The organism is Synechococcus sp. UW179A, assembly GCF_900473965.1.
Classification (GTDB): domain Bacteria; phylum Cyanobacteriota; class Cyanobacteriia; order PCC-6307; family Cyanobiaceae; genus Synechococcus_C.
The window spans coordinates 272,533-294,624 of sequence record NZ_UCNJ01000012.1; the positions used below are offsets into that span (position 1 = coordinate 272,533).

The window sequence follows — 22,092 nt, forward strand, 5'->3', positions numbered from 1 at the left end:
GTCTGCGGGTATGGGCCTTTTCGATCGTCTGCTTAATTCCAGCTCGGATCAAAACGAGCCTCCAAAGGGCCCGAAGGCCAAGAAGCCGAAACAGGAAGCTTTTTTCCTTGACAGCGACAGCGCCTCATCATTTGGCGATCGCGACTACATGCGTGAGTCCAAGACCATCCGCCACACGTTCCCAGGAACTCTTGACAGTCCTGGCATGAAGGAGATGGTCACCGAGGTGGACGCTACGGATCTGAAAGTCGATCGACGCAGTGAGGGTCTTGGCGATCAGGTCGTTAAAAAGGAATCGGTGAGCGTCAATACGGGCGTGCCCAAGGCGGTGAAGAAAACCTTTGCCGAAACGATGTCGCAATCGGAACTGGACGAGCGGCTTAAGGGCAACGCCTTGAAGCAGGCAGGTGTGAATGCTCTTGCTGCTCCAGATGCTGCTCCCCTTGCCCGCAAACAGGAGCTCAAACCCAAGGAAGAATCGAAGCCTTCCTCTTCAGGTGCTCAGAAAAGCAACAAGCCCGGTTCCATCGATCCATTTCTGTCAATGGTGCGCGATCTCAACAAATAAATCTTCGTCTCAGGCGCTGATGCTGCCTCCTTCAACCGCTCGTTCTGAGTCAAGTAACGCGCGTCTGATCTCCTCGAGAAGGGTGGCGTCTGGGTCCCCCCAGAGACCCCTTGTCGCTGCTTCCAAACAGCGTTCTGCCATGTCTCTCATGACCCATGGATTCCGTTGCAGCAGAAAGTCTCTGACATCTGGATTAAGCAGCCAGCTTTCAGCGATTTGGCTGTAACACCAATTTGGTACTGCACCGGTGGTGGCGTCGTAGGCGAACAGATAATCAAGGCTTGCACCCATCTCGAAAGCACCCTTGTATCCGTGCTGCTTCATCCCCTCGATCCAGCGGGGGTTAAGCAGTCGGCTGCGGACCACCTTGTCAATTTCCCGATCCAGAGGATGAATCCTTAATCGCTCGCTTCGGGAGTGATCAGCAAAGAACACTTTCGGATCGTTGCCGCTGACTCGGTTCACTGCAGCGGCTAATCCCCCCTGAAACTGGTAGTAGTCATCGGAATCGAGCAGGTCGTGCTCCCTGTTGTCTTGGTTGTGCAGCACAACCTGAACGTTTTTGAGAGCCTGTTCGAGTCCCACCCGGTCGTCATGGGCTTTCGCTGCGGCGTTATAGCTCCAGGAACTCCAGGCCAGATAAGCCTCTCCAAGATCATCACGCCCTTCCCACTGACCTGAGTCGATCAAGGCCTGAAGACCAGCGCCATAGGAGCCTGGTGCCGATCCGAACAGACGAGCCTGAGGCCCCCGGCTGCGTGTGAGAGCTGCCAAGGGATTGTCCCTGTCGGCTTCATCAAGCCCAGCCACCATCAACAATGCGCGATCGATCCAGGCCAGCAGCTGTGGAAAGGCATCCCGGAACAGACCCGACATGCGCAGAGTGACATCCACGCGTGGTCGCTCCAGCAGGCGCAAGGGAATCAACTCAAGATCCACCATGCGTCGTGTCGGGCCATCCCAGACGGGCCGCACGCCGATCAGGGCAAACATCTGCGCGATGTCTTCGCCTCCATTGCGCATGGTGGCTGTTCCCCAGACCGATAAGGCCAGGTGCCGCAGGGGTTCGCCCTCCTCGAGTTCGTAAAGATCCAGCAACTGTTCGGCGCTGCGGCGACCCAGATCCCATGCCGCTTCTGTTGGCAGACCACGAAGATCTACGGAATAGAAGTTGCGCCCTGTCGGCAATACATCATCCCGTCCACGGGTTGGTGCACCGGAGGGACCGCTGGCGATACGCCGGCCGGCCGCCGCCGCCAGCAAGGCCTGGCGCTCATGACTGGCGGATAGCTGCAATCGGGGCCAGAGATCAGTCTTGATGAACTGAAGTGGACCTGGCAAGGTCTCTGAGCTCAACAGTTGCTCAAAGCAGTTGTTCAGTGGCTTCGCATCGTGATGCTGATCCGATGCGTTGCCGTCGATCAGCTGCAGCAGAAGCTGCTCGGCCTGATTTTCGATCCACTCCACTGCATCACTGAGTCGTCTGGGCATGAGGCAGCCATGGCGTTCCAGGATGCGCCGATCCTGATCTGACAACAGAGCTCCGTCCTCGTCCTTCCAGGGATCGCATTCCAGGCCGACACTGCGACTCATCCATTGGGTCAGCCCGGGGCGATCAGACGCCGGGGAGCGGGCGATTGCCAGCAGCAACTCGGCCAGTTGCTTCGGTTGGGGATCATCACCCAGGCGATGCAGGCCGGTCTTGATCTGCGCTTCCTTGAGTTCGCACAAGTAGGCCTCCACCTGTTCCAGCAGGTCGCCGATGTCTGCAGACGAGCTTTGCTTTGCCTGAATGGTTTGTATCGATGGCCAGTTCAGTTCGATCAGCAGTTGGATCAACTGGTGTTGGATCTGCTCGCAACGAGAGGCACCGAGTTGCCGCGCTTCGATGTATTCATCCAGAAGTGACTCCAAAGACAGCATGTGTCCGTGCAGACCAGCCCGGCCGAGGGGAGGGGTGAGGTGGTCCAGGATCACGGCATGCCCTCGGCGTTTGGCCTGAGAACCCTCGCCTGGATCGTTGACGATGAAGGGATAGAGATGGGGGATCGCACCCAGCGCGAGCCCAGGCGCACAGCATGGACTAAGCCCCACTGACTTCCCCGGCAGCCATTCAGCACTGCCGTGCTTGCCCACATGCAGCATCAGTTGACAGTGGTGGATCTCCCGCAGCCAGAGGTACTGAGCCAAATAGCGATGGGGAGGGGGAAGATCCGGAGAATGCAGATCACTGAGCTGATCAGCGTCATAGCCACGACTGGGCTGCACCAAAACAACCACACGGCCGAATTGCACGCCGTGGATTGCGAAGCCGCAAGGCTCAAGATCAACAGCATCCTTGGGTTCGCCCCAGCGTTTCCGGATCGGTGACTTGGCTTCCTCAGGCAGCGATGTCCACCAGCGCTGATAGTGAGAAAGCGGTAGGTAGGTAAGTGGTGGCCTGTTGTGACTTTCCGGATCGTTGGTTCGACCGTTGAGCACCTGTTGAATCAGGAGATCAGAATCCTTCGGTAGAAGCTGCTCACCCAGATCGAACCCGTCCTCGCGAAGCCAGCGCAGGATGTTGAGACAGCTGGCGGGCGTATCGAGACCAACGCCATTCGCCAAGCGGCCGTTCCTGAGTGGATAATTCGCCAAGACCAGAGCGAGTGAACGATGTGCGGGTTCCGTTGAACGCAGTTCAACCCAGGCCCTGGCGTGTTCGGCAATCCAGTTCAGGCCAGCGCTATCAGGCTCCAACCGCTTGACCGCTGTGCACAAACGCTCGTCCGCATGGTCCACTTCGCGGAAGGCGCCAATGCGCGTTGTGATTCGACCATCCAGTTCCGGCAGAACGACCTGAAGCGATAAATCAATGGGATCAAGTCCTTGAAACGAGTCCTGCCAGCGCTCACGGGAACGTCCGGAGCTCAGCATCTGTAGAACAGGACGATCTAGGTCATCCCAGAGAGGTGCACCCAAACCTGCCTCCGAGAACTGAACAGATGCGAATGATGTGGAGGTAATCACTAGCTCCACGGATTGTTGCCGGTACAGATCGTTCACAGCCCTCTGTATGGCTGGATCACGCAGGCTGCTCACCCAGAGCGCTTTTGGCACCAAACCCTGCGCTCGCAGGGTTTCGAGCAGAACATCGCACCAGTGAACATCGGCTGATTGACGATGGGCGCGGTAAAGAAGCACGCCGATTGGCGTCCCTTCTTCCTGTCGCCAGTCGTAGGGGTCGGGATCGGGGCTGGCCGTGAGCGTCAGTTGGGGAGGATCCATGGCAGATTTCTCGCCTGCTGCCCTGGGGAGAATCCATTGCAAACCATCGAGCCAACGCTGCAGGTTGTCTGCTCCTCCTTCCCGCAACAGCAGTGCCATGGCATCACAGAAGGGCTCTGGCTGGCTGCTGAGTGGGTGCAGGTCTTGGTCCTGTTCCGGCGTGCCTGACAGAACAAGCAGCTGCCGTTCCGGTTGCTTTGAAAGCCATGTGCAGCACTGCTCAAGGCCGTAGGACCAGTGACCACGACCGCCGAGCAGTCTGATCACGATCAGCTGCGTCTCGCCCGTGCAGACGGCCAGGTAATGATCGATCTGAGCTGGATGGGAGAGGGCCTCGAGTGGCAGCGCACGGATGCGGTTCTGCCAGAACACTTGCTTCTGTGTATCCAGAACCCTTGACAGGGCAGAAATGTCCGAGCTGGCGCTGGTGAGAAACAACACCGGCGCAGTGGGTTGCTCCACGTAGGAGATCGGCCCATCGGTATCCGCCCCCGGCAGGCTACTTAAGCGATGCATGTCCCCATTCTCCTGAGCACAGGACGACCGGTCACTGACGGGTGAGAAGATCTGGTCAACGGACCCTCAGCGATGCACCAGTTCCTTCCCTACGCCTGGTTCCAGGGACGCTGCGTTCCTTTCGAGGACGCCAAGGTGTCGGTGGCGACGCATGCATTGCATTACGGAACTGGAGCCTTTGGTGGGATGCGGGCCATTCCCGATCCGATCAAACCCGGAGGAATGCTCTTGTTCCGTGCCGACCGTCATGCTCGTCGGCTGTCTCAGAGCGCCCATCTGTTGATGGCTGATCTCAGTGAAGAGACCGTGATGCAAGGACTGACAACCATGCTTCATGCCAACAAGCCCACCACGCCGATTTATCTGAGGCCATTCGTCTACACGAGTGATCTCGGAATCGCGCCAAGGCTGCACAACATCGAAACCGATTTTCTGATCTATGGGCTGGAGCTGGGTGACTATCTCTCTCCGGATGGAGTGAGTTGTCGGATTAGCAGCTGGACCCGCCAGGAAGATCGCTCACTGCCACTGCGCGGCAAGATTAGCGGTGCCTATATCACCAGCTCGCTGGCCAAGTCTGAGGCTGTCGCCAGCGGCTTTGACGAAGCCCTGCTGATGAACACCCGAGGCAAGGTGAGTGAAGCCAGCGGCATGAATCTGTTCATCGTCCGTGACGGCAAACTGATTACCCCAGGTGTGGATCAGGACATCCTCGAGGGGATCACACGAGCAAGCGTGATCGAACTTGCCAAGGGCATGGGCATCGAGGTGATTGAACGGCCAGTCGACAAGACCGAGCTGTTCATCGCTGATGAGGTGTTTTTGACGGGAACAGCGGCCAAGATCAGTCCGATTCGCCAGCTGGAATCAACGCTTCTCTCGAAACACAGACCCCTGATGGAGGCGCTGCGCTCCAAGCTGGTGGCCATCACAGAAGGTCGAGATGAGCACTATGCCCACTGGGTCACACGCATCGATCTGAAGGGCTGAGGGTCTGTGTCTTTGCCGTTAACACCGGGGTCCTGAGACCTGCATTTCTTAGGATGGATTGATCGAACCAGTGGTGATGCAGGCAGTTCAGACGAAGTCCATCACTGAATCATCCCGCTTCCTCAAGCGTCTGCACGATCCCAGTCGCCCTGTTCTGGTGTTTGACGGTGCCACTGGCACCTCCCTTCAGCAGATGGATCTTTCGGCCGATGATTTCGGCGGGGAAGTGCTTGAGGGTTGTAATGAAAACCTTGTGGTCACGCGTCCTGACGCGGTGCAGGCCGTGCATCGCCAGTTTTTGGAGGCGGGTTGTGATGTGATCGAGACGGACACCTTCGGTGCGGCGTCCGTGGTGTTGGCGGAATACGACCTTGAGGATCAGGCTTTCGTTCTCAACAAACGGGCAGCGGAACTGGCACGTGAGATCGCTGATGAATACAGCACTGCAGAAAAGCCGCGCTTCGTGGCCGGTTCGATGGGGCCCACCACCAAGCTCCCAACCCTTGGCCACATTGATTTCGACACGCTGAGGGCTTCCTTCCGAGATCAGGCGGCAGGCCTGATTGCCGGCGATGTGGATCTGTTCATCATCGAGACCTGTCAGGATGTTCTCCAGATCAAGGCAGCACTTCAGGGCGTTGAGGATGCCTTCTCCGCTAGTGGACAACGACGGCCATTGATGGTGTCCGTGACGATGGAGACCACGGGAACCATGTTGGTTGGCTCGGATATCGCGGCCGTGGTCTCCATTCTTGAACCATTCCCGATTGATGTGCTCGGTTTGAACTGTGCGACCGGTCCAGAGCAAATGAAGGAACACATCAAGTATCTGGCCGAATATTCGCCCTTTGTGGTGAGCTGCATCCCCAATGCCGGTCTTCCGGAGAACATCGGCGGCGTCGCCCATTACCGGCTCACCCCCATCGAGCTGAAAATGCAGCTCATGCACTTTGTTGAGGATCTTGGTGTTCAGGTGATTGGTGGCTGCTGTGGCACCACACCGGCCCATATCAAAGCGCTGTCAGAAATTTCCGATGAACTGAAACCCGCCGACCGGCATGTGAGGACACATCACCTTGAACGGCAGCAGCTGGGCTATGAACCGGCAGCAGCTTCGCTGTACGGAGCAACGCCCTATTTCCAGGACAATTCCTTCCTGATCATCGGCGAGCGATTGAATGCGAGCGGGTCCAAAAAGGTGCGTGAACTTCTCAATGAAGAAGATTGGGATGGCCTTGTTGGTCTGGCACGTGGGCAGGTGAAGGAGAACGCTCATGTTCTCGATGTCAATGTCGACTATGTGGGACGCGACGGCGAGAAAGATATGCATGAACTGGTGACCCGTGTTGTCACCAATGTGAATCTGCCACTGATGCTCGACTCAACTGAGTGGCAGAAAATGGAGGCGGGACTGAAAGTTGCCGGTGGTAAATGCATCCTCAATTCCACGAATTATGAGGATGGTGATGAGCGTTTTTTCAAGGTGCTTGAACTCGCTCGCCGTTACGGCGCAGCTGTAGTAGTTGGCACCATTGATGAGGAAGGTATGGCGCGAACGGCTGAAAAAAAAGTCGCCATCGCAAAACGTGCCTACAGAGATGCTGTTGAGTTTGGGATCCCAGCCCGAGAGATTTTTTACGACCCGCTTGCACTGCCCATTTCAACGGGAATTGAAGAGGACCGCCGCAATGCCATCGAAACAATTGAAGCGATTCGCCAGATTCGCAGCGAACTTCCAGGAGTTCACGTTGTGCTCGGTGTCTCGAATGTGAGCTTCGGACTTTCTCCTGCCGCCAGGATTACGCTCAATTCCGTATTCCTCCACGACTGCTGTGAGGCAGGCATGGATGCTGCAATTGTTTCTCCCGCGAAGATTCTGCCTCTAATCAAGATTGAGGAGGGTCATCAACAGGTTTGTCGCGATCTGATCAACGATTCCCGACGATTTGATGGGGATGTCTGTATCTATGACCCCCTAACTGAGCTCACCACACTGTTTGAGGGTGTCAGCACCAAGGAGGCCCGCTCTTCAGGTCCCTCTTTGGCCGATCTCCCCGTTGAGGAAAGGCTCAAGCAGCACATCATTGATGGAGAACGGATCGGACTTGAGGATGCTCTCAATGAGGGGCTTGAAAATTACAAACCACTCGAGATTGTTAACACATTCCTTCTCGACGGGATGAAGGTTGTTGGTGAATTATTTGGCTCTGGTCAAATGCAGCTTCCATTCGTTTTGCAATCTGCGGAAACCATGAAATCAGCTGTTGCTTTCCTTGAGCCGCATATGGAGAAAAGCGATGGTGCGCGGTCGGCAAAGGCAAAATTTTTGATTGCCACAGTGAAGGGGGATGTTCATGATATTGGTAAAAATCTTGTTGATATCATCCTCACTAATAACGGATATGAAGTGATTAATTTGGGTATTAAACAGGATGTTGGAGCCATTATTGCTGCTCAAGAAGAGCATCAGGCTGACTGCATCGCCATGAGTGGACTTCTTGTGAAATCCACCGCATTCATGAAAGACAATCTCTCTGCTTTCAATGAAGCTGGAATCACTGTTCCAGTGGTTCTGGGTGGAGCTGCTCTGACTCCGAGATTTGTCAATAAGGATTGCAGTGAGGTGTACAACGGCAAAGTTCTCTACGGAAGAGACGCATTTACAGATCTGCGTTTCATGGATGCCTTTGTGGATGCCCGTCAGTCCGATGCCTGGGACAACGAAAAGGGATTCCTCAACGGCACCCCCGAGGGCCTTTCGCTTGGGGGTGATTTGGGTTCCAGCTCGGAGCCAGGAACGACCGATGATTCGACGCCAAGCGAAACTCTGAAGCAGGCCAAGGTCGACTCGGTGCCTGTCAGTTTCGATCGATCGGAAACGGTGCCTGAGGAAGCAGCTGTTCAGCCTTTGTTCCTGGGTCCGAAGGTGTTGCAGGGAGACGCTGAAATACCTCTGCCGGAGGTGATGGCCTATCTCGATCGACAGGCTCTGTTCGCCGGTCAGTGGCAGATGCGCAAGGTCAAAGGTCAGTCACGGGAGGACTATGAGGCTGATCTGCAAGCCAAGGCAGAACCCGTTCTGCAGGCCTGGCTTGAACGCGCAATCGATGAAAGCCTTCTGCACCCTGCAGTTGCCTATGGCTATTTCCCCTGCGGGCGTGAGGGCAATGATGTCGTGGTCTTTGACCAGGATGGATCACGTCAGCTTGGCCGCTTTTCACTGCCACGCCAGCGTGGCGGCAACCGCTACTGCATCGCCGACTTTTACAGGGACCTCGTTGAGGGAGGTCCCAGCGATGTTTTGCCGATGCAGGCGGTCACCATGGGAGAACAGGCGTCAGTCTTTGCTCAACAGCTGTTCGAGGCAGATTCCTACAGCGACTACCTGTTCTTCCACGGACTGGCCGTCCAGATGGCCGAAGCTCTTGCCGAATGGACTCATGCCCGCGTGAGGCTTGAATGCGGATTTGCGGATCCCGAAGGGATGCCGCTCAAGGATGTGTTGGCCCAGCGCTACCGAGGCAGTCGTTACTCCTTTGGCTACCCGGCTTGTCCCAACGTTGCAGATTCACGGCAGCAGCTGCTGTGGCTTGGCGCTGACCGTGTCGGCCTGAGCATGGATGAGGGCGACCAGCTGCATCCGGAGCAGAGCACCACGGCACTGGTGGCTTTGCACAGCAAAGCCCGCTATTTCAGCGCTTAGGCAGGATCACTGCTGCAGACTGCAGCTTTCATCAACCACGTCACTATGGATCTCAGTGGGCCCGGCGCCATCGATGAGGCGATCAATGCAGGGATCGATCTGGATGGATCACCTTTGCCTGCTCAGATGCTGACGCTTTACAGGGAAGTGATGACCCTTGAAAGCCAGCGCAAGCGCAGCGGTGTACGCAAGTCGATGCGCAATCGGGTGGTCAAGACAGGCGCCAAGCATTTTGACCAGGAAACGCTGAATCAGCGCCTGATCGATGCTGGATGGGAGGGTCTGAAGGCTAAGGAGATCAGCTTCTTCTACGGCTGACCCAAATCGCTGATGGAGCTCTGCCGATCATTCCTGGCAGAGCTTCTCCATCGTGTCGATCACTTCTTGTTGAAATTCCTCGAGGGCGCTGGATTCGCTGAGGTCGATCCCCTCTCCAGCAGCATTCTGAGACAGGTCCTGAAAGTGGAATGCCCCCTCCCCATTGGCGAGAAACTCAATCGCCGAGGATTCCCCGCTTTCGCGGAAGGCGTCGCAGAGGGCGAGGAACGCTGCGTCTTCAGTGAACTCCCAATCCATCGAGGAGGCATAACTGATTGACCTTTAACGCCTCGCCCCCGGGATCCGTCAACCATCTTGTCGCGCAATGTGCCACTCCTTCGGCAGACTCCCCGTGGATTGCATGGCGTAATGAGCTCTGAAACATCGCCCCAAACCGATTGCCAGGCCGTTGATCTGAACGTTCTAGGTAAGCCTCTGGAGGTGTGTAGCTGTCAACCAATGACCGGTTGGTTCCGGGATGGACATTGTCGAACCGATGTGGGGGATCTCGGACGTCACAGCGTCTGCTGCGTGATGACGGAAAGCTTTCTCAGCTACAGCAGGGCCCAAGGCAATGATCTGAGCACCCCGATGCCCCAGTTTGGTTTCCCTGGTCTTCAACCTGGTGATCACTGGTGTGTATGCGCCCCTCGCTGGAAGGAAGCCCATGAAGATGGAATGGCTCCGCCGGTTCTCCTGGAGTCCACCGAATCCAGCACTGTTGAGATCATTCCACTGGAGATTCTGAAAAAGCATGCTCACCAGGGAATGACCTGACCATCCCAGGCGAGAAATCGGCCACTGTCGGATGGTGTCTGCTGCAGCAGGACATCCAGAAGATGCCCTGCTGCCCTTTCAGGGCTGAACAACTTCTCCTTGGGTACAAAGCTCTGAAAGGGCTTCGAAAGGGCTGTGTCTGTCGTTCCAGGGTGCAGAAGAGTCACCGTCGCCAGCGGCAAGCGTCGCGCCCACTCAAGACTCAGGCAGCGCAGCATCATGTTTTGTGCTGCCTTAGCGCCGCGATAGGCGTACCAACCGCCGCTGCCGTTATCGCTAATGCTGCCGACCCTGGCACTCAGGCTGGCGAAATGAAAAGGTCTGTCTCTGGTCAGAACAGGCTCGACTGACTTGGCAAGCAGCAGAGGTCCGGCTGCGTTGATGGCAAAAGAGTCGAGCAGCGCTGATTGCTCAGCATGTTGCAGCCGTTTTTCAGGTTGATAGGAGGGACTGTGGAGACGCCCTGTCGCATTGATCACGACTCTCAGAGGAGGAGAGCCAACACTGAGTTGTTCGGTCAGTTTGCTGAGACTGTCCTGGCATTGGAGGTCAACGCTCCACTCCTCATCCGACAATGGATGGCGGGTCGCCAGCGTCACCAGCAGTGATGGGTGACGGCGAGCCAGTTCTGCACTCAATGCCCGGCCAATACCACCGCCACCAACCACCAAAGCTCGTCCCTGCCAGCTATCGGTGCACATTTCAGGCATGATTCCATCTCCGCCACAGCGGGTATGCGTCTCGTTCGACCACTGTTGCTGACTTTGACGGCGAGTGCGGGGCTGGCCGCATTGATCGCCTGGTCAACCAGTGCTAAGCGGTTCAACACAGACAGCCAAGACACAGAGGCTCTTCTCAGCGCACTGTTTGACGCTGAAGCTCAGCTCGATAGCGAGGATCAAACGCACCTAACGGCCAAACGATTGCAGCAGCGCAGATTTGATCCGTCAGCAGGATCTGTCCCTGCGGTGCCAGCTCCGACTGAAACTGTTGATCCCCAAGTGCGCATCGCCCTGTTGAGTCAGCGACCCCTAAGGCAGATCAGCACCAAGGATGGAGCGGCTTGCAGAACTCAGGGAGGAACACCCGTTCAGCCAGGAGTTCTCAACGGGATGCTCGCCGAGGCCACCACAGGTTTTGTGAGTTGCGGCAGTACCGGTGGTTCGGTGCTTGTAAACGGCCGTGCCTACGAAGGAACGATTCACCTGCTCAACAGAGGGAATGGATGGCTTGCCATCAACCAGATCAACCTCGAACGCTATGTGGCTTCCGTTGTCGGCGCTGAAATGCCAAGCCACTGGAACGGTGAGGCTCTCAAGGCTCAGGCCGTAGCCGCACGCTCCTACGGCCTCGTTCACATGCTCCGACCAGCCAACAGCGACTGGAACCTCGGAGACACCACACGCTGGCAGGCTTACGCAGGAAGATCCAGCAGCAGCTTGTCAACGATCCAGGCCACTGAAGCGACGCGAGGACTGGTGTTGAGTTTCAAGGGAGGACTGGTTGAGTCGTTGTATGCGTCCACTCAGGAGATCTCCGATGAAGCGCATGGACATCTCGGTGCAAGCATGAGTCAGCATGGTGCTCAGGAGCTGGCTCAGCAGGGGCTTCGATTCAACGAGATCCTTGGCAGGTACTACGCCGGGGCATCCCTGGCGAGGATCAAAACCGATGGGTGAAAAGCAATTCTGGTCGAAGGCGCTGGAGCGCTCCGAACAGGCTCAGAACTGCGGCGCCCTGATCCCTCTCAGCACCTCCACCATCGAGCTATCAGGCCCCAGGGCAGAACAGTTCGAACTGCGTCAGCTCAATGCGGCTCTTCCTAAGCACCACAGACCTGAAGGGCCAAATCCAAATCCCTTTCTTCCATGGGACTCGCAACTCGAGGTCGAGAGGATTCGCAACAACCATGTTTTGATTCTCAACAAGTATCCCGTTGAGCGTGGGCACATGTTGCTGATCACTCAGGACTGGGCTTCTCAAGTTCACTGGCTACAACCTGATGACTGGCGTGCCCTGGTGCTTGTCGACAACGACAGCACAGGTCTTTGGTTCTTCAACAGTGGTCCTAGAGCCGGAGCAAGTCAGCCCCATCGTCACCTTCAGCTGTTGCCCCGTCATCCCGGAGAGCGCATCTGTCCGCGACTCTCTTGGTTCAAGGAACGTCTGCTAGTGCCTAAAGGATCGACAGGCGACAGATCAATCTTTGATCCGCTGATCAACAGCTGTGTCATCGCTGAGCGTCCCCTGACGAGCAACCCAGACGATGAGGGGATCATCCTCCATGACCTTTATCGCTCTCTGGCCTCGCAATTGGGGCTCGGTGATCGTTTCACGCAACAGCCGCCCGCTGTTCCGTACAACCTGTTGCTGACGCGGTCCTGGATGGCGCTGATCAGGCGCAGTCGGGACCGCGTCAAGGGATTCAGTGTTAACGCACTGGGATTTGCTGGGTACCTGCTGGCGACACAACGCTCTGAGCTGGCCTGGCTTAAGAGCCATGGTGGTGAGCAGTTGCTCAGACAGGTTGTTCCCAATTGCAGTGGTTCCACGGATGCAGTGAGCTGATCTGAGCTGTCTGCCTGAAGGGGTCCATCAGTTCCTCTTCACGCAACCAATGAACAGACAGCAGACGAGACGAAATGCACGGGTTGAGCACCACATGCGGCTTGTTGAACCGTTGGCCAGGCGTTATGCAGCAAAAAGCGGTCAGGATCCTGACGATCTCCAACAAGTTGGATTACTGGGGTTACTGAGGGCAGCTGAACGCTTCGAAGGCCAGAGAGACATTCCTTTTTCAGCCTTCGCTCGACCCCATATCAGGGGAGCGATCCTGCACTATCTGCGCGACAAAGCCGCAATCATTCGACTTCCCCGTGCAGCCCAGGAGAGTGATCAGGACATCGGCGCAGGGTTCAATGCGGCAACGCAACGTCGGCGATTCCTGCCCTTAGAAGATGAGTTGATCAGTCATGGCAATGACCACTGGAATGACCTTGATCGAAGGGAGGATCAACAACAACTTGCTGAGGCGCTCCAAGGGCTCCCCAAACAGGATCAAACCGCGCTCGTTGAAGTGATCCTCAAAGGGCAAAGTCTTAGAGACGTGGCCCGCAGAACCGGGGTCAGTGCCATGACCGTTCAGCGTCGCGTCAAGCGAGGACTTGCCCTGCTGCGCCAACAGCTGCAAGTTCAGCTGGAGCTGGCCTGATCCCGTTCGATCTGCTGCTCAAGGGTGCTAATCGCTGCTGTGACAGCAGCGATCTGTCGTTCGAGTCCGTCACGCCAGAAGCGCATCATGCGCAGTTTGCGCTCCTGGTGATGGCGCTGCCAGTCGCCATCTGCGCAAGGTGAGCAGCCAAAAGGAGGAAACATCCGAGGGTTGTTAGCTGCGGCCATCCTGGCGAGAAAGGGCCGTTGATTGCGTCATCGAGAACGCTTGGCGGTTTTTCCTCTGGCGATTAAGTTTGGAACTTGAGCCTGCCCAAGGCCGCCAATCACCAGTCGCGAGTGTCTCACCGAATCCCACTACTGGTCTTGATTGGCGTCTCGGCTGGGACGCTTTCGACTGAGTTTGTGAGGCCCGTTGCGGCTTACGTGCCTCTGATGGCTGGTCAGCGAGCCAGGCCTCTGAACGGCAACTTCAATAACGTTCCAGTTCTGCATTCCAATCAACCGGAGATTGTTAAAGGACCAGGCATCCTGGTGGACACCTCACCGGGTAGTTCAATTGCTGCCGAAACCAATCAACCACTGAAGAACTCCACATTCACTTTCAATGGTGAATTTGGCGTTCATATGCATCATAAATATTATCCCCAGGATTCCAGCAAGCTAGGAGGCCGCAGAGCTCGTGGCCTGCTGACTGTTGCGGCCATTGCGATAAATCCCAGTTCATCCCCCGTCACTTTGCGATTCAAAAGGGGTTCAGTAAAAAATAGTTTTGAGGCTCCTTATCATCCTAATAAACTGATGGGCGTCAAGCCGTTGGGGCCCAGACCTTGGAACACTGGCCCTGGTGATGCGACGGCAGTCCAGATTCTTCGTGGCGAGTTGGATCGCAAGCTTTCACGAGAAGTCACTATTCCTCCAAACAGTCGCAAAGTGATTGTGAGCAGTGTTTTGCCTGCGCGCGGAATCATGAATGGTCTGCTGCGTGGCACTAGTAATGGACCCTTTCAGATGGCTGTGATTGCAGCGGAAGAAACCCAAGACGAACGTGCACTGATTGCTGTTCTTGATCGTGGACAACTTGCGCCTGGAAGAATTTATCTCAATCGCATTCGTGAGATTCAGTCAGGTCAGGTTTTTTCACGCGTTGCAGGAGTTGCACTTGGTGATGAGTACAAAGCTTCAATTCAGCATGACCTCTCTCAAGGTTCATTGCATGTGCCTTTGACCAGCACGCGCAAACATCATTTCGGCACTCGTGACATTCAGGTCAATCAACTCAGCACACGCATGGTGGATTCCGCAGTTAATAACGTTGGTACTTACGGAGTACGTTTTGATGTTGACCTGAATCTTGCTGGTGAGGGTGCTCACGAGCTGGTTCTCAGTCATCCGGTTGCCTCCGGCCGCTCATCATTTACGGCTTTCCGTGGATCAATTGGTATCAAAACTGATCAGGGTTACCAAGAGGTCCATGTTGGTATGCGCTCCGGACAGAGTCTTTCCATTGCTGATCTTGATCTCAAGCGTGGAGCGAATAACCCTGTCACTGTGAGTGTTGTTTATCCAGCTGATGCCACTCCGGGTCACCTGCTGAGTGTGGTCCCAGTCACTCAGTTGGCCATGTTGCGTCAGCGTGAACAGATGCTGGAAGCGGCCCGGAAGGCTCAAGCTGAAGCAAAGTCACGCAAGGTCAAGCCAGAGTTGGCTCCACCAGCTGTTAACGCTCAACCGGTTCCCGAGGCGAAGCCTGCCGTACCTGTTGCCAGCCCCGCTCTGCGGCCTGTGAGAAGAACCACACCTCCACCGCCTCCTCTGATTGTTTCTCCAAGGGGCGGATCCAATGCCATGCCTCCTGCCATGATCATGCCTTCCAGAGTGAACAGCAGCCTCGAGCAGCGTTACCGTGACGCGATCCGTGCTCAACAGGAATGGTTGCGTCGCCTACAGGGTCGATGAACCAACTTGCTTGACGGTCAGAACGACACAGCCCTATGAGCGGCAAGCGCATCAGCCTGGAATTACCCGAGGAGCTCGTTGACCAGATTGATCAGCTTCGCAAGGACTGGAAGACCCGTTCCAGGGGGGAATGTCTTCGCCGCTTGCTTGAGGAAATCTTTCAACCCGACCTGGATCAGGATGACGCCCCTGTACCCCTGGTTGATTCACTGGTTAACCAGTCTTCGGAGGGAACAGCTGAACCAACGGGTTCTAAACCTGATAAGAGTTCCAAGGCTTTGCTGGTCACAGAGCCGAACCAGCAACCTCAATACGATGAGGATCGAGCCATCGTTTTAGTTGGCTCAGCTGGCGGACTTAACACCACAGGCCAGGAAGACGATCGTCCGGTCTCACCCCAACCACCGACACGCCATGCAGCACCCGTTGGAGCTGGCATTGATTTGCCCGGCTTTGTTCGCAAGCGAAGCACGTCGATTCGCGAAAGCTTGACACCAAGGAAGCAACCCAGCACGGAGATTCCCCTCGTACCGGTGATCAGTGACGAACAGATCAAGGACTGGTCTGAAGTTGCTCTGAACCATTGGCTCAACCTTTACGGCTCTAACCCAGGCCCGACCGTGATGGAGGCTGTGATGCTGTGGATGGCCCGTGACATTTGGCCCCATATCGATGGATCCGAGGGGCGCACATTCACCTGGAGTCAGGTCAATCACTCCATGACTGAATTCTGCAAAAGCTGGATGGTTCCTTCTCCTCGCTTCGAGCAGGTGATTGTTGCTGCCGCGGTGCTTGAGGATCCGTTCGCGAGCGCTTCAGTTCCAGAACGTATCCCTACTTTGATTCGCCGTTTTGTTAATCGCTTCAAACGCAGCCGAAAGGTCACATCCTTCGAAACGCTCCAATCCACGATGACTCTGCATGGAGCACTCAAGCAACTGGAGTTGCCCACACAGGCTGGCCAGTCCCTGACATTGCGTTCCATTCGCGACGCCTACAAACGTAAGGCCGTTGAAGTTCACCCTGACTCCGGTGGTTCAACCGATGCCATGCGTCGCCTCAACGAGGCTTATCAGATGCTGAAAGAGCTTTATCGCCAGAAAGAGTTATCTCAGTAGTCTGGATTGCGAATCACTTCTGGACTCATCTGTGTTCCCGTGTGAGACCGTTAATACGTCAGATTTTTGTTTTCCTGCTTGGAAGATCTCAGGCAGTGGCCGAACAACAGTTTCTATCAAGATCAATTTTTTCCATTGTTTTATCTGCAGCCTTGATGTGTTTGTAGTCAAGATGTGACGCGTCGAAGTTTTGATGATCTCAATCAATACAGGACCGTTTGATTAGAACAAGGCATGTCCAGTGTGCCGATTAGCTTGTCCAAGGAATTGCCTGAAGGACCTTAAACCCTGTCACAAATGGGTTTCAAGGAGTCGCGTCTCTGCTGTTGACACAGTGACGCAATGATTTTGGACATCGTCAGTGCGGCCTGGGTTCGCTCTATGCGACCCAACGCACTCGGGGAGGCGAGCTCGGATCGCCAAGTTCTGGCATCGAATGGCTAACGGTCCAATCAGTCGTTGATCAGACCAATTCAAGACCCGTTTTCAGTCTTAGATGCAACAGCTGGGTCTCGCGAAAGTGCCGAGAAACGTGCGTCGCGGGGCAAGGTAAGAAAGCAGAGTCATGCATCTCAAGCAAGACGCATTCAGAGTCCAGGCCGGAGTCTTGCATGAGACGAATGCGGAAGATTGCGAAAGAACTTGAAGACTGGAGCGGGCAGCGGTCGAGTCTGCTGGCTGATCAGGTGCTGGTCTGCATACCTTTGATCAGATAGTCAAAATAAGGTCCTGCAATCTTCTGCTGCTCCTCTGAAAGCAAAACCAGAGCAGCTTCTCTCATGCACCGCATTGCATCCACCATCCCTGGCATGGGAACACCAAGGCTGTTGTACATCTCACGGGCTCCGATCAAGCCGATCTGCTCGATCATGTCGGTGCTGCCTGCGAGAACTCCATAGGTGACCAGCCTCAGATACCAGCTGTAGTCACGCAGGCACTGAGCCCTTTGCTTTTGGCCATAGGCATTTCCCCCAGGGGCGACATATTCAGGTCGCAGGCCGAACAACTGGCGTGCCGATTCATCAACAATCTTCTTTTCGCTGTCTGTGAGGATCCGAACCACTGACAGACGAACGGCACCCTGACTGAGGTACTCGACCATCGAGCGAAGTTCACCACTGCTCGGGTAACGCAGATCGTCATCCGCCTGGAGGATCAGATCCCTTACAACGCTCATGACGGCTGGCATGCTGGAAACAGTTTAAGGGGCATGAACCCCAGCCATGGGTTGGAACTGAGGGGTGTTACGCCATTGCAATGACAGCGATGAATGAAACACTGCATCCGGGACAGACCATCGATGTTGTGGGAGAGGATCTTGATCAGCAGGGACGTGGTCTGGCCCGCTGGAATGGCTGGGTGATCGCAGTACCTGAGCTGCTGCCTGGAGAAGAGGCCAAGGTCAAAGTTCAGCAGCGTCAGAGGCGGATGTGGCTAGCCCGAAGAGTGGAGATCATCTCCTCATCACCCCATGCCCGTCGACCACCTTGCATTCTTGCCCGCGACTGCGGTGGTTGTTCATTGCAGCATCTTTCAGTTGAGGCCCAGAACACCTGGAAGCAGGAGCGACTGACCAACACGTTGACTCGCATCGGCCAGCTGGATCCTGATGTCAATGCCCTGGTGAGTCCCGATCGGGAATCACTGGGCTACAGAAACCGGGCATTGATCCCAGTCCGTCGTGATGGCCTGAAGGTGCGCCTTGGTTATTACAAGCGTGGCAGTCATCGCATCGTCAATCTCAACCACTGCCCAGTTCTGGATCCTCGACTGGATGACTTGATTGCTCCGATCAAGAAGGATCTGGAATCAACACGCTGGCCCATGGATTCAGATCTGCAGGGTCAGCCTGGTCTTCGCCATTTGGGATTGAGAATCGGCGTGCGAACCGGCGAAGTGCTGATCACCCTGATTTCTGCCACTCGGTCGCTTGAGGGAGTTGAGGAGTTGAGCGCGGTATGGATGCGTCGCTGGCCACAGCTGAAGGGTGTAACGCTCAATCTGCAACCGCAACGCAGTAATGCTGTGTTCGGCGAGCAGACCATTTGCCTTCAAGGTCAGGATTCGGTCGAAGAGCGATTTTGTGCTCTGTCTCTTGAGCTTGGGACCACCACCTTTTTTCAGGTCAATACACCCCGTGCAGAACGGGTGGTGGAGCAGATCCGCGACTGGCTCACCCGCGTGGAGGCGAATCAACGCGTGATTGATGCCTACTGCGGCATCGGCACGATTGCCTTACCGCTTGCGGCTGCTGGCCACAGAGTGACCGGCCTAGAAATCAGCCCCGCATCCGTGCGCCATGCCGGACGCAATGCAGCACGCAACAGGCTCAATACAACACAATTTCTGGATGGCGATGTGGCTCAGCATCTGCAAGATCTTTTGCCGATGCACGATGCCCTGGTGGTTGATCCACCACGTAAGGGTTTGGAGGCCAACGTACTGGCCATGATCCGTAACCATCCACCAAAGCGGTTGGTATATCTGAGTTGTGATCCTGCAACTCTGGCGAGGGATCTCAAACAACTGGCGGGAGATTCAGGTCCTTATCGGATTGAACGTGTCCAGCCAATGGATTTCTTTCCTCAGACTTCTCACCTGGAATGTCTTGTGTTGATGTCGAGAATCAGCTGCGCAACTGCACCTGAAACTGCTTAACGAGTGCCTTACGCACCTTCTCGTGCACAGGCTGAATCATGTCATCCGTGAGGGTGCTGTCTTTACCGCGGTAACGCAAACGGAACGCCTGGCTGCACTGATCGGAGCCGAGCTGTCCGCCTTCAAAACGATCGATCAATTCGACCGACTCCAACAGTGGCTTTCCTGCTTTACGGATGGCCTGCAGAAGATCTCCTGCCGCCAGGCTGCGAGGAACAACCATGGCGAGATCTCGTTCTGATGAAGGCAGGGTGGAATAGGCCTTGAACTGCGGACGCCAGCGATTGCTGCGGGTGGCTGCCTCCAGCAGACGTGCCAATTCCAGATCGAAAAGATAAGTGTCCGCCGGTAGCTCATGGCTTTCACACAGGGCTGGATGCAACTGGCCGAAGCTGCCGAGAGGGCGACCCTCAACAACCACAGATGCCGCACGGCCGGGATGAAGACGCCCATCGTCGGAGAGGCGACGGTCCTGGGCCTCGATCCCGAATGCATTCAGAACAGTGGTGAGTAGGCCTCTGGCTTCGTAGTAACTGAGAGGTTGTGGCTTGCCGCTGGACTGCCATCGCGAAAGGCGACGTTCCCCGCAGATCACCCCCGATAGCCGAGCTTCTTGATCGATTGCTGCGCCATCGGAGCTGAACACATTCCCGATCTCGAACACCCAGCAACCAGGCTGCGAGGCCTGAAGGTTGCGCTGACAGACCTGAAGATGCTCCATCCAGAGCGCAGTCCGCAGATGGCTGGTCTCCGCCAACAGAGGATTACTGATGGCAATGCGCGTGGGATCGGCGTCATCCGCCCCGGTAAGAGACAACGTGGTGATTTCCTGAAGTCCGGCAGCGCTCAGACGCTGACGTAAGCGTCGTTCAGCTTGCTGGATGAGCGTCAGCTGACCGGGCTGTAGCGGGTTCGGGAGATGGGATTGGAAGCGATCAAATCCCACCAGTCGGGCCACCTCCTCGATTAGGTCAACCTCACGCAATAGGTCCATTCGTCTCGATGGGGGAACGATCACCTCCCATCCATCCACACAGGGAGTGAGTTCACAACCGAGTGCTGCGAGACAAGCCTCGACCTGAGCATCAGCAAGCGGCTGATGCAAAGCAGTGCTGTCTGTGGATTCGAGTGGTCCGAGCAGGCGATGCAGTGCATTTCGGCGCAGGCTGACGACCGGATCTTCTCCCTGTTCTGCAGCACAAACCCAGGTTTCACCGATCTCAGCATCAAGCATTTCCCTGAATAGAGATAGAGCGCGGCCTGCTGCGATCAGGGTGATTTCCCTGGGCAAGCCTTTCTCGTAACGACTGCTGGCATCGGTGCGCTGTCCTGTGGCTCGACTGCCGTTACGGACGGAAGCTGGAGTGAACAGGGCTGATTCCAGCCAGATTCTGCGAGTGCTGTCGGTGACTCCGCTTTCGGCACTGCCCATCACGCCGGCCACGGCGACAGCACGATCCCGGCAGGTCACCACTTGAACACGGGGATCAAGCTCGATCTCGCGTCCGTCCAGCCCTTTGAAGGTTTCCTGTTCATGGGCCTGACGCAGTCCAAAATCTGCTGCTCTGATCGCAGTTCCGCAGAGCGATTCCAATGCATCTGCATCGAAAGCATGCAGAGGTTGGCCCTGTTCAAGCATCACCAGGTTGGTGATGTCGACCACGGCGTTCACAGGATTCACTCCGGCACGGGTCAACCGTCGCTGCAACCATTGCGGTGAGCGTGATGCGCCATCGATGCCCTTGACTTCGGTTAGGCCGTAAAGGCCACCGTCCTTCATGGCAGCTGAGGATTGCTGATCGGTTGCCAGCGTTTGAATTTCTGATGGAGCGGCTGCCTTGGGCAATGAAAGCGGCGCTCCTGTGAGTGCAGCCACTTCCCTGGCAATGCCTGTCATCGAAAGACCATCAGGACGGTTGGCTGTGATGGCGAGCTCGAGAACGCTGTCGTTGAGACCCAGGGATGGCGCCACGGGCTCTCCCGGAGAGGGTGAGCCAGCGAAGAGATCCTCAAGGATGGCGATCCCATCCACATCACTGCTCTGCCCAAGTTCTGACAGCGAACAGATCATTCCCTCACTGCTTACACCACGCAGTTCACCTGCTTTGATCGTGAGGTTCACGGCAGGAAGAACGGCCCCGACCATGGCAACAGGAACATGAATGCCTGCACGCACATTCTTGGCTCCGCAGACGATTTGCAGGCTCTGGTTAGCACCCACATTCACCTTGCAGACACTGAGCTTGTCGGCATTGGGATGCCGATCGCAGGCCAATACTTCACCAACAACGACACCTTGGGCAAGGAGGGAGAGATCCTCCAGCTCCTCCACTTCAAAACCAGCCATCGACAACCGTTCACCCAGTTGATCAGCGGGCTCATTCACCTGCACCAAATCCTGCAGCCAGGACAGAGAAACCCGCATCGGGAGCTTGAAGTCAGCGCGTGATCCTACGAACTCGCAATCACTGCCGGACGCCTGGAGTGGGGTGAGGTGGACCTGTAAAGTGGATGTTTGTCATTTCGCTTCGCAACTGCGGCGCTACGTCCTTTATGGCCAAGAACAAGGGCGTCCGGATCGTTGTCACCATTGAGTGCACCGAATGCCGGTCCGTTCCCGCTTCCGAAAAGCGTTCTCCCGGTGTGTCTCGCTACACGACCGAGAAAAATCGTCGGAATACCACTGAAAGGCTGGAACTGATGAAGTTCTGCCCGCAACTCAACAAGATGACTCTCCACAAAGAGATCAAGTGAGTTTGCTGTTCATCCAGTTTTCCAATCGTTTCTGATTCATGTCCAGCTCCTTCTTCAAGAAGCGCCTTTCTCCCATCAAGCCCGGCGATCCCATCGATTACAAGGATGTGGATCTGCTGAAGAAATTCATCACAGAGCGCGGCAAAATCTTGCCTCGCCGCCTTACTGGCCTCACCGCAAAACAGCAGCGTGACCTTACGAATGCTGTTAAGCGCGCAAGGATCGTAGCTTTGCTGCCTTTTGTGAACCCCGAGGGTTGATTCCTGGCCACTGTTGACTGCAAACCGGGAGAT

At 55.9% G+C, this 22,092-nt stretch carries 19 protein-coding genes; 13 read left to right on the forward strand and 6 right to left on the reverse strand.

Features of this window, described 5'->3' with window-relative positions:
• Window positions 1-10: 10 nt before the first annotated feature.
• Entirely contained in the window at window positions 11-568 is a 558-nt protein-coding gene (locus DXY31_RS05910) for a hypothetical protein (RefSeq protein ID WP_114992861.1), read from the forward strand.
• 9 nt (window positions 569-577) lie between these two features.
• On the opposite strand, the gene cobN is transcribed toward DXY31_RS05910, so the two are convergent.
• A complete protein-coding gene (gene cobN / locus DXY31_RS05915; RefSeq protein WP_114992862.1) occupies window positions 578-4,351 on the reverse strand; it encodes a cobaltochelatase subunit CobN in 3,774 nt (1,257 codons plus the stop codon).
• Window positions 4,352-4,423: 72 nt separating this feature from the next.
• On the opposite strand from cobN, the gene DXY31_RS05920 reads away from it, so the two are divergent.
• From DXY31_RS05920 to DXY31_RS05930, 3 genes are all read left to right on the forward strand, one after another.
• Window positions 4,424-5,341 carry a branched-chain amino acid transaminase gene (locus DXY31_RS05920; RefSeq protein WP_114992863.1) on the forward strand — a complete coding sequence of 306 codons (918 nt, stop codon included), beginning with the start codon at window positions 4,424-4,426 and terminating at the stop codon, window positions 5,339-5,341.
• A 76-nt stretch (window positions 5,342-5,417) separates the two neighbouring features.
• Window positions 5,418-9,044 (forward strand): methionine synthase, encoded by a 3,627-nt coding sequence (metH, locus tag DXY31_RS05925; protein ID WP_114992864.1) that lies wholly within the window; start codon window positions 5,418-5,420, stop codon window positions 9,042-9,044.
• Window positions 9,045-9,089: 45 nt separating this feature from the next.
• Window positions 9,090-9,362 (forward strand): DUF4090 family protein, encoded by a 273-nt coding sequence (locus tag DXY31_RS05930; RefSeq protein WP_067095077.1) that lies wholly within the window; start codon window positions 9,090-9,092, stop codon window positions 9,360-9,362.
• Between the two features lie 27 nt (window positions 9,363-9,389).
• On the opposite strand, the gene DXY31_RS05935 is transcribed toward DXY31_RS05930, so the two are convergent.
• Window positions 9,390-9,620, reverse strand: a complete 231-nt coding sequence (locus tag DXY31_RS05935; protein WP_066907493.1) for a hypothetical protein — start codon at window positions 9,618-9,620, stop codon at window positions 9,390-9,392.
• Between the two features lie 111 nt (window positions 9,621-9,731).
• Here DXY31_RS05935 and DXY31_RS05940 point away from each other — a divergent pair, with 111 nt between their 5' ends.
• On the forward strand, window positions 9,732-10,139 hold the full coding sequence (locus DXY31_RS05940) for a DUF2237 family protein (RefSeq protein WP_114992865.1): 408 nt from the start codon (window positions 9,732-9,734) through the stop codon (window positions 10,137-10,139).
• Here DXY31_RS05940 and DXY31_RS05945 read toward each other — a convergent pair.
• The gene (locus tag DXY31_RS05945; protein WP_114992866.1) at window positions 10,121-10,849 is read right to left on the reverse strand and encodes an SDR family NAD(P)-dependent oxidoreductase; all 729 of its coding nucleotides are present in this window, start codon (window positions 10,847-10,849) and stop codon (window positions 10,121-10,123) included. The genes DXY31_RS05940 and DXY31_RS05945 overlap by 19 nt on opposite strands.
• Before the next feature lie 24 nt (window positions 10,850-10,873).
• Between DXY31_RS05945 and DXY31_RS05950 the strand changes: the two genes are divergently transcribed.
• Genes DXY31_RS05950 through DXY31_RS05960 form a run of 3 tightly spaced genes read left to right on the forward strand, consistent with a single transcriptional unit; the run spans window position 10,874 to window position 13,350 of the window.
• Complete coding sequence (locus DXY31_RS05950) at window positions 10,874-11,818, forward strand: SpoIID/LytB domain-containing protein (protein ID WP_114992867.1); 945 nt, start codon at window positions 10,874-10,876, stop codon at window positions 11,816-11,818.
• On the forward strand, window positions 11,811-12,707 hold the full coding sequence (locus DXY31_RS05955) for an ATP adenylyltransferase (protein WP_114992868.1): 897 nt from the start codon (window positions 11,811-11,813) through the stop codon (window positions 12,705-12,707). Before DXY31_RS05950 ends, DXY31_RS05955 begins: the two co-directional genes overlap by 8 nt.
• Window positions 12,708-12,756: 49 nt before the next feature.
• Entirely contained in the window at window positions 12,757-13,350 is a 594-nt protein-coding gene (locus DXY31_RS05960; protein ID WP_114992869.1) for a sigma-70 family RNA polymerase sigma factor, read from the forward strand.
• Here the strand turns inward: DXY31_RS05960 and DXY31_RS05965 are convergent.
• A complete protein-coding gene (locus DXY31_RS05965) occupies window positions 13,332-13,514 on the reverse strand; it encodes a hypothetical protein (RefSeq protein ID WP_066907764.1) in 183 nt (60 codons plus the stop codon). The two genes, DXY31_RS05960 and DXY31_RS05965, sit on opposite strands and share 19 nt — an antisense overlap.
• Before the next feature lie 231 nt (window positions 13,515-13,745).
• On the opposite strand from DXY31_RS05965, the gene DXY31_RS05970 reads away from it, so the two are divergent.
• Together DXY31_RS05970 and DXY31_RS05975 are read left to right on the forward strand one after the other, a co-directional pair.
• On the forward strand, window positions 13,746-15,269 hold the full coding sequence (locus DXY31_RS05970; protein WP_114993101.1) for a DUF3370 family protein: 1,524 nt from the start codon (window positions 13,746-13,748) through the stop codon (window positions 15,267-15,269).
• A gap of 35 nt (window positions 15,270-15,304) precedes the next feature.
• On the forward strand, window positions 15,305-16,387 hold the full coding sequence (locus DXY31_RS05975; protein ID WP_114992870.1) for a ribbon-helix-helix protein, CopG family: 1,083 nt from the start codon (window positions 15,305-15,307) through the stop codon (window positions 16,385-16,387).
• Between the two features lie 682 nt (window positions 16,388-17,069).
• Here the strand turns inward: DXY31_RS05975 and DXY31_RS05980 are convergent.
• Window positions 17,070-17,564: an allophycocyanin subunit alpha-B gene (locus DXY31_RS05980; RefSeq protein WP_114993102.1), complete on the reverse strand. Its 495-nt coding sequence runs from the start codon at window positions 17,562-17,564 to the stop codon at window positions 17,070-17,072.
• Between the two features lie 80 nt (window positions 17,565-17,644).
• On the opposite strand from DXY31_RS05980, the gene rlmD reads away from it, so the two are divergent.
• Complete coding sequence (gene rlmD / locus DXY31_RS05985) at window positions 17,645-19,045, forward strand: 23S rRNA (uracil(1939)-C(5))-methyltransferase RlmD (RefSeq protein ID WP_114992871.1); 1,401 nt, start codon at window positions 17,645-17,647, stop codon at window positions 19,043-19,045.
• On the opposite strand, the gene pheT is transcribed toward rlmD, so the two are convergent.
• Window positions 19,014-21,470: a phenylalanine--tRNA ligase subunit beta gene (gene pheT / locus DXY31_RS05990; protein WP_114992872.1), complete on the reverse strand. Its 2,457-nt coding sequence runs from the start codon at window positions 21,468-21,470 to the stop codon at window positions 19,014-19,016. The genes rlmD and pheT overlap by 32 nt on opposite strands.
• 128 nt (window positions 21,471-21,598) lie before the next feature.
• Between pheT and rpmG the strand changes: the two genes are divergently transcribed.
• Window positions 21,599-21,799 (forward strand): 50S ribosomal protein L33, encoded by a 201-nt coding sequence (gene rpmG / locus DXY31_RS05995; protein WP_066907761.1) that lies wholly within the window; start codon window positions 21,599-21,601, stop codon window positions 21,797-21,799.
• Between the two features lie 38 nt (window positions 21,800-21,837).
• Window positions 21,838-22,059 carry a 30S ribosomal protein S18 gene (rpsR, locus tag DXY31_RS06000; protein ID WP_006041316.1) on the forward strand — a complete coding sequence of 74 codons (222 nt, stop codon included), beginning with the start codon at window positions 21,838-21,840 and terminating at the stop codon, window positions 22,057-22,059.
• Window positions 22,060-22,092: the final 33 nt, after the last annotated feature.

Excerpts from the sequence above, each read along its gene's own strand:
- DXY31_RS05955 (WP_114992868.1), top strand. The coding sequence starts at position 11,811 with ATGGGTGAAAAGCAATTCTGGTCGAAGGCGCTGGAGCGCTCCGAACAG.
- DXY31_RS05950 (WP_114992867.1), top strand. The coding sequence starts at position 10,874 with ATGCGTCTCGTTCGACCACTGTTGCTGACTTTGACGGCGAGTGCGGGG.
- cobN (WP_114992862.1), bottom strand. The coding sequence starts at position 4,351 with ATGCATCGCTTAAGTAGCCTGCCGGGGGCGGATACCGATGGGCCGATC.
- DXY31_RS05940 (WP_114992865.1), top strand. The coding sequence starts at position 9,732 with ATGAGCTCTGAAACATCGCCCCAAACCGATTGCCAGGCCGTTGATCTG.
- DXY31_RS05980 (WP_114993102.1), bottom strand. The coding sequence starts at position 17,564 with ATGAGCGTTGTAAGGGATCTGATCCTCCAGGCGGATGACGATCTGCGT.
- pheT (WP_114992872.1), bottom strand. The coding sequence starts at position 21,470 with ATGCGGGTTTCTCTGTCCTGGCTGCAGGATTTGGTGCAGGTGAATGAG.
- rpsR (WP_006041316.1), top strand. The coding sequence starts at position 21,838 with ATGTCCAGCTCCTTCTTCAAGAAGCGCCTTTCTCCCATCAAGCCCGGC.
- DXY31_RS05935 (WP_066907493.1), bottom strand. The coding sequence starts at position 9,620 with ATGGATTGGGAGTTCACTGAAGACGCAGCGTTCCTCGCCCTCTGCGAC.
- DXY31_RS05975 (WP_114992870.1), top strand. The coding sequence starts at position 15,305 with ATGAGCGGCAAGCGCATCAGCCTGGAATTACCCGAGGAGCTCGTTGAC.
- rlmD (WP_114992871.1), top strand. The coding sequence starts at position 17,645 with ATGACAGCGATGAATGAAACACTGCATCCGGGACAGACCATCGATGTT.
- DXY31_RS05945 (WP_114992866.1), bottom strand. The coding sequence starts at position 10,849 with ATGCCTGAAATGTGCACCGATAGCTGGCAGGGACGAGCTTTGGTGGTT.
- DXY31_RS05920 (WP_114992863.1), top strand. The coding sequence starts at position 4,424 with ATGCACCAGTTCCTTCCCTACGCCTGGTTCCAGGGACGCTGCGTTCCT.
- DXY31_RS05970 (WP_114993101.1), top strand. The coding sequence starts at position 13,746 with ATGGCTGGTCAGCGAGCCAGGCCTCTGAACGGCAACTTCAATAACGTT.
- rpmG (WP_066907761.1), top strand. The coding sequence starts at position 21,599 with ATGGCCAAGAACAAGGGCGTCCGGATCGTTGTCACCATTGAGTGCACC.
- metH (WP_114992864.1), top strand. The coding sequence starts at position 5,418 with ATGCAGGCAGTTCAGACGAAGTCCATCACTGAATCATCCCGCTTCCTC.
- DXY31_RS05965 (WP_066907764.1), bottom strand. The coding sequence starts at position 13,514 with ATGTTTCCTCCTTTTGGCTGCTCACCTTGCGCAGATGGCGACTGGCAG.
- DXY31_RS05910 (WP_114992861.1), top strand. The coding sequence starts at position 11 with ATGGGCCTTTTCGATCGTCTGCTTAATTCCAGCTCGGATCAAAACGAG.
- DXY31_RS05960 (WP_114992869.1), top strand. The coding sequence starts at position 12,757 with ATGAACAGACAGCAGACGAGACGAAATGCACGGGTTGAGCACCACATG.
- DXY31_RS05930 (WP_067095077.1), top strand. The coding sequence starts at position 9,090 with ATGGATCTCAGTGGGCCCGGCGCCATCGATGAGGCGATCAATGCAGGG.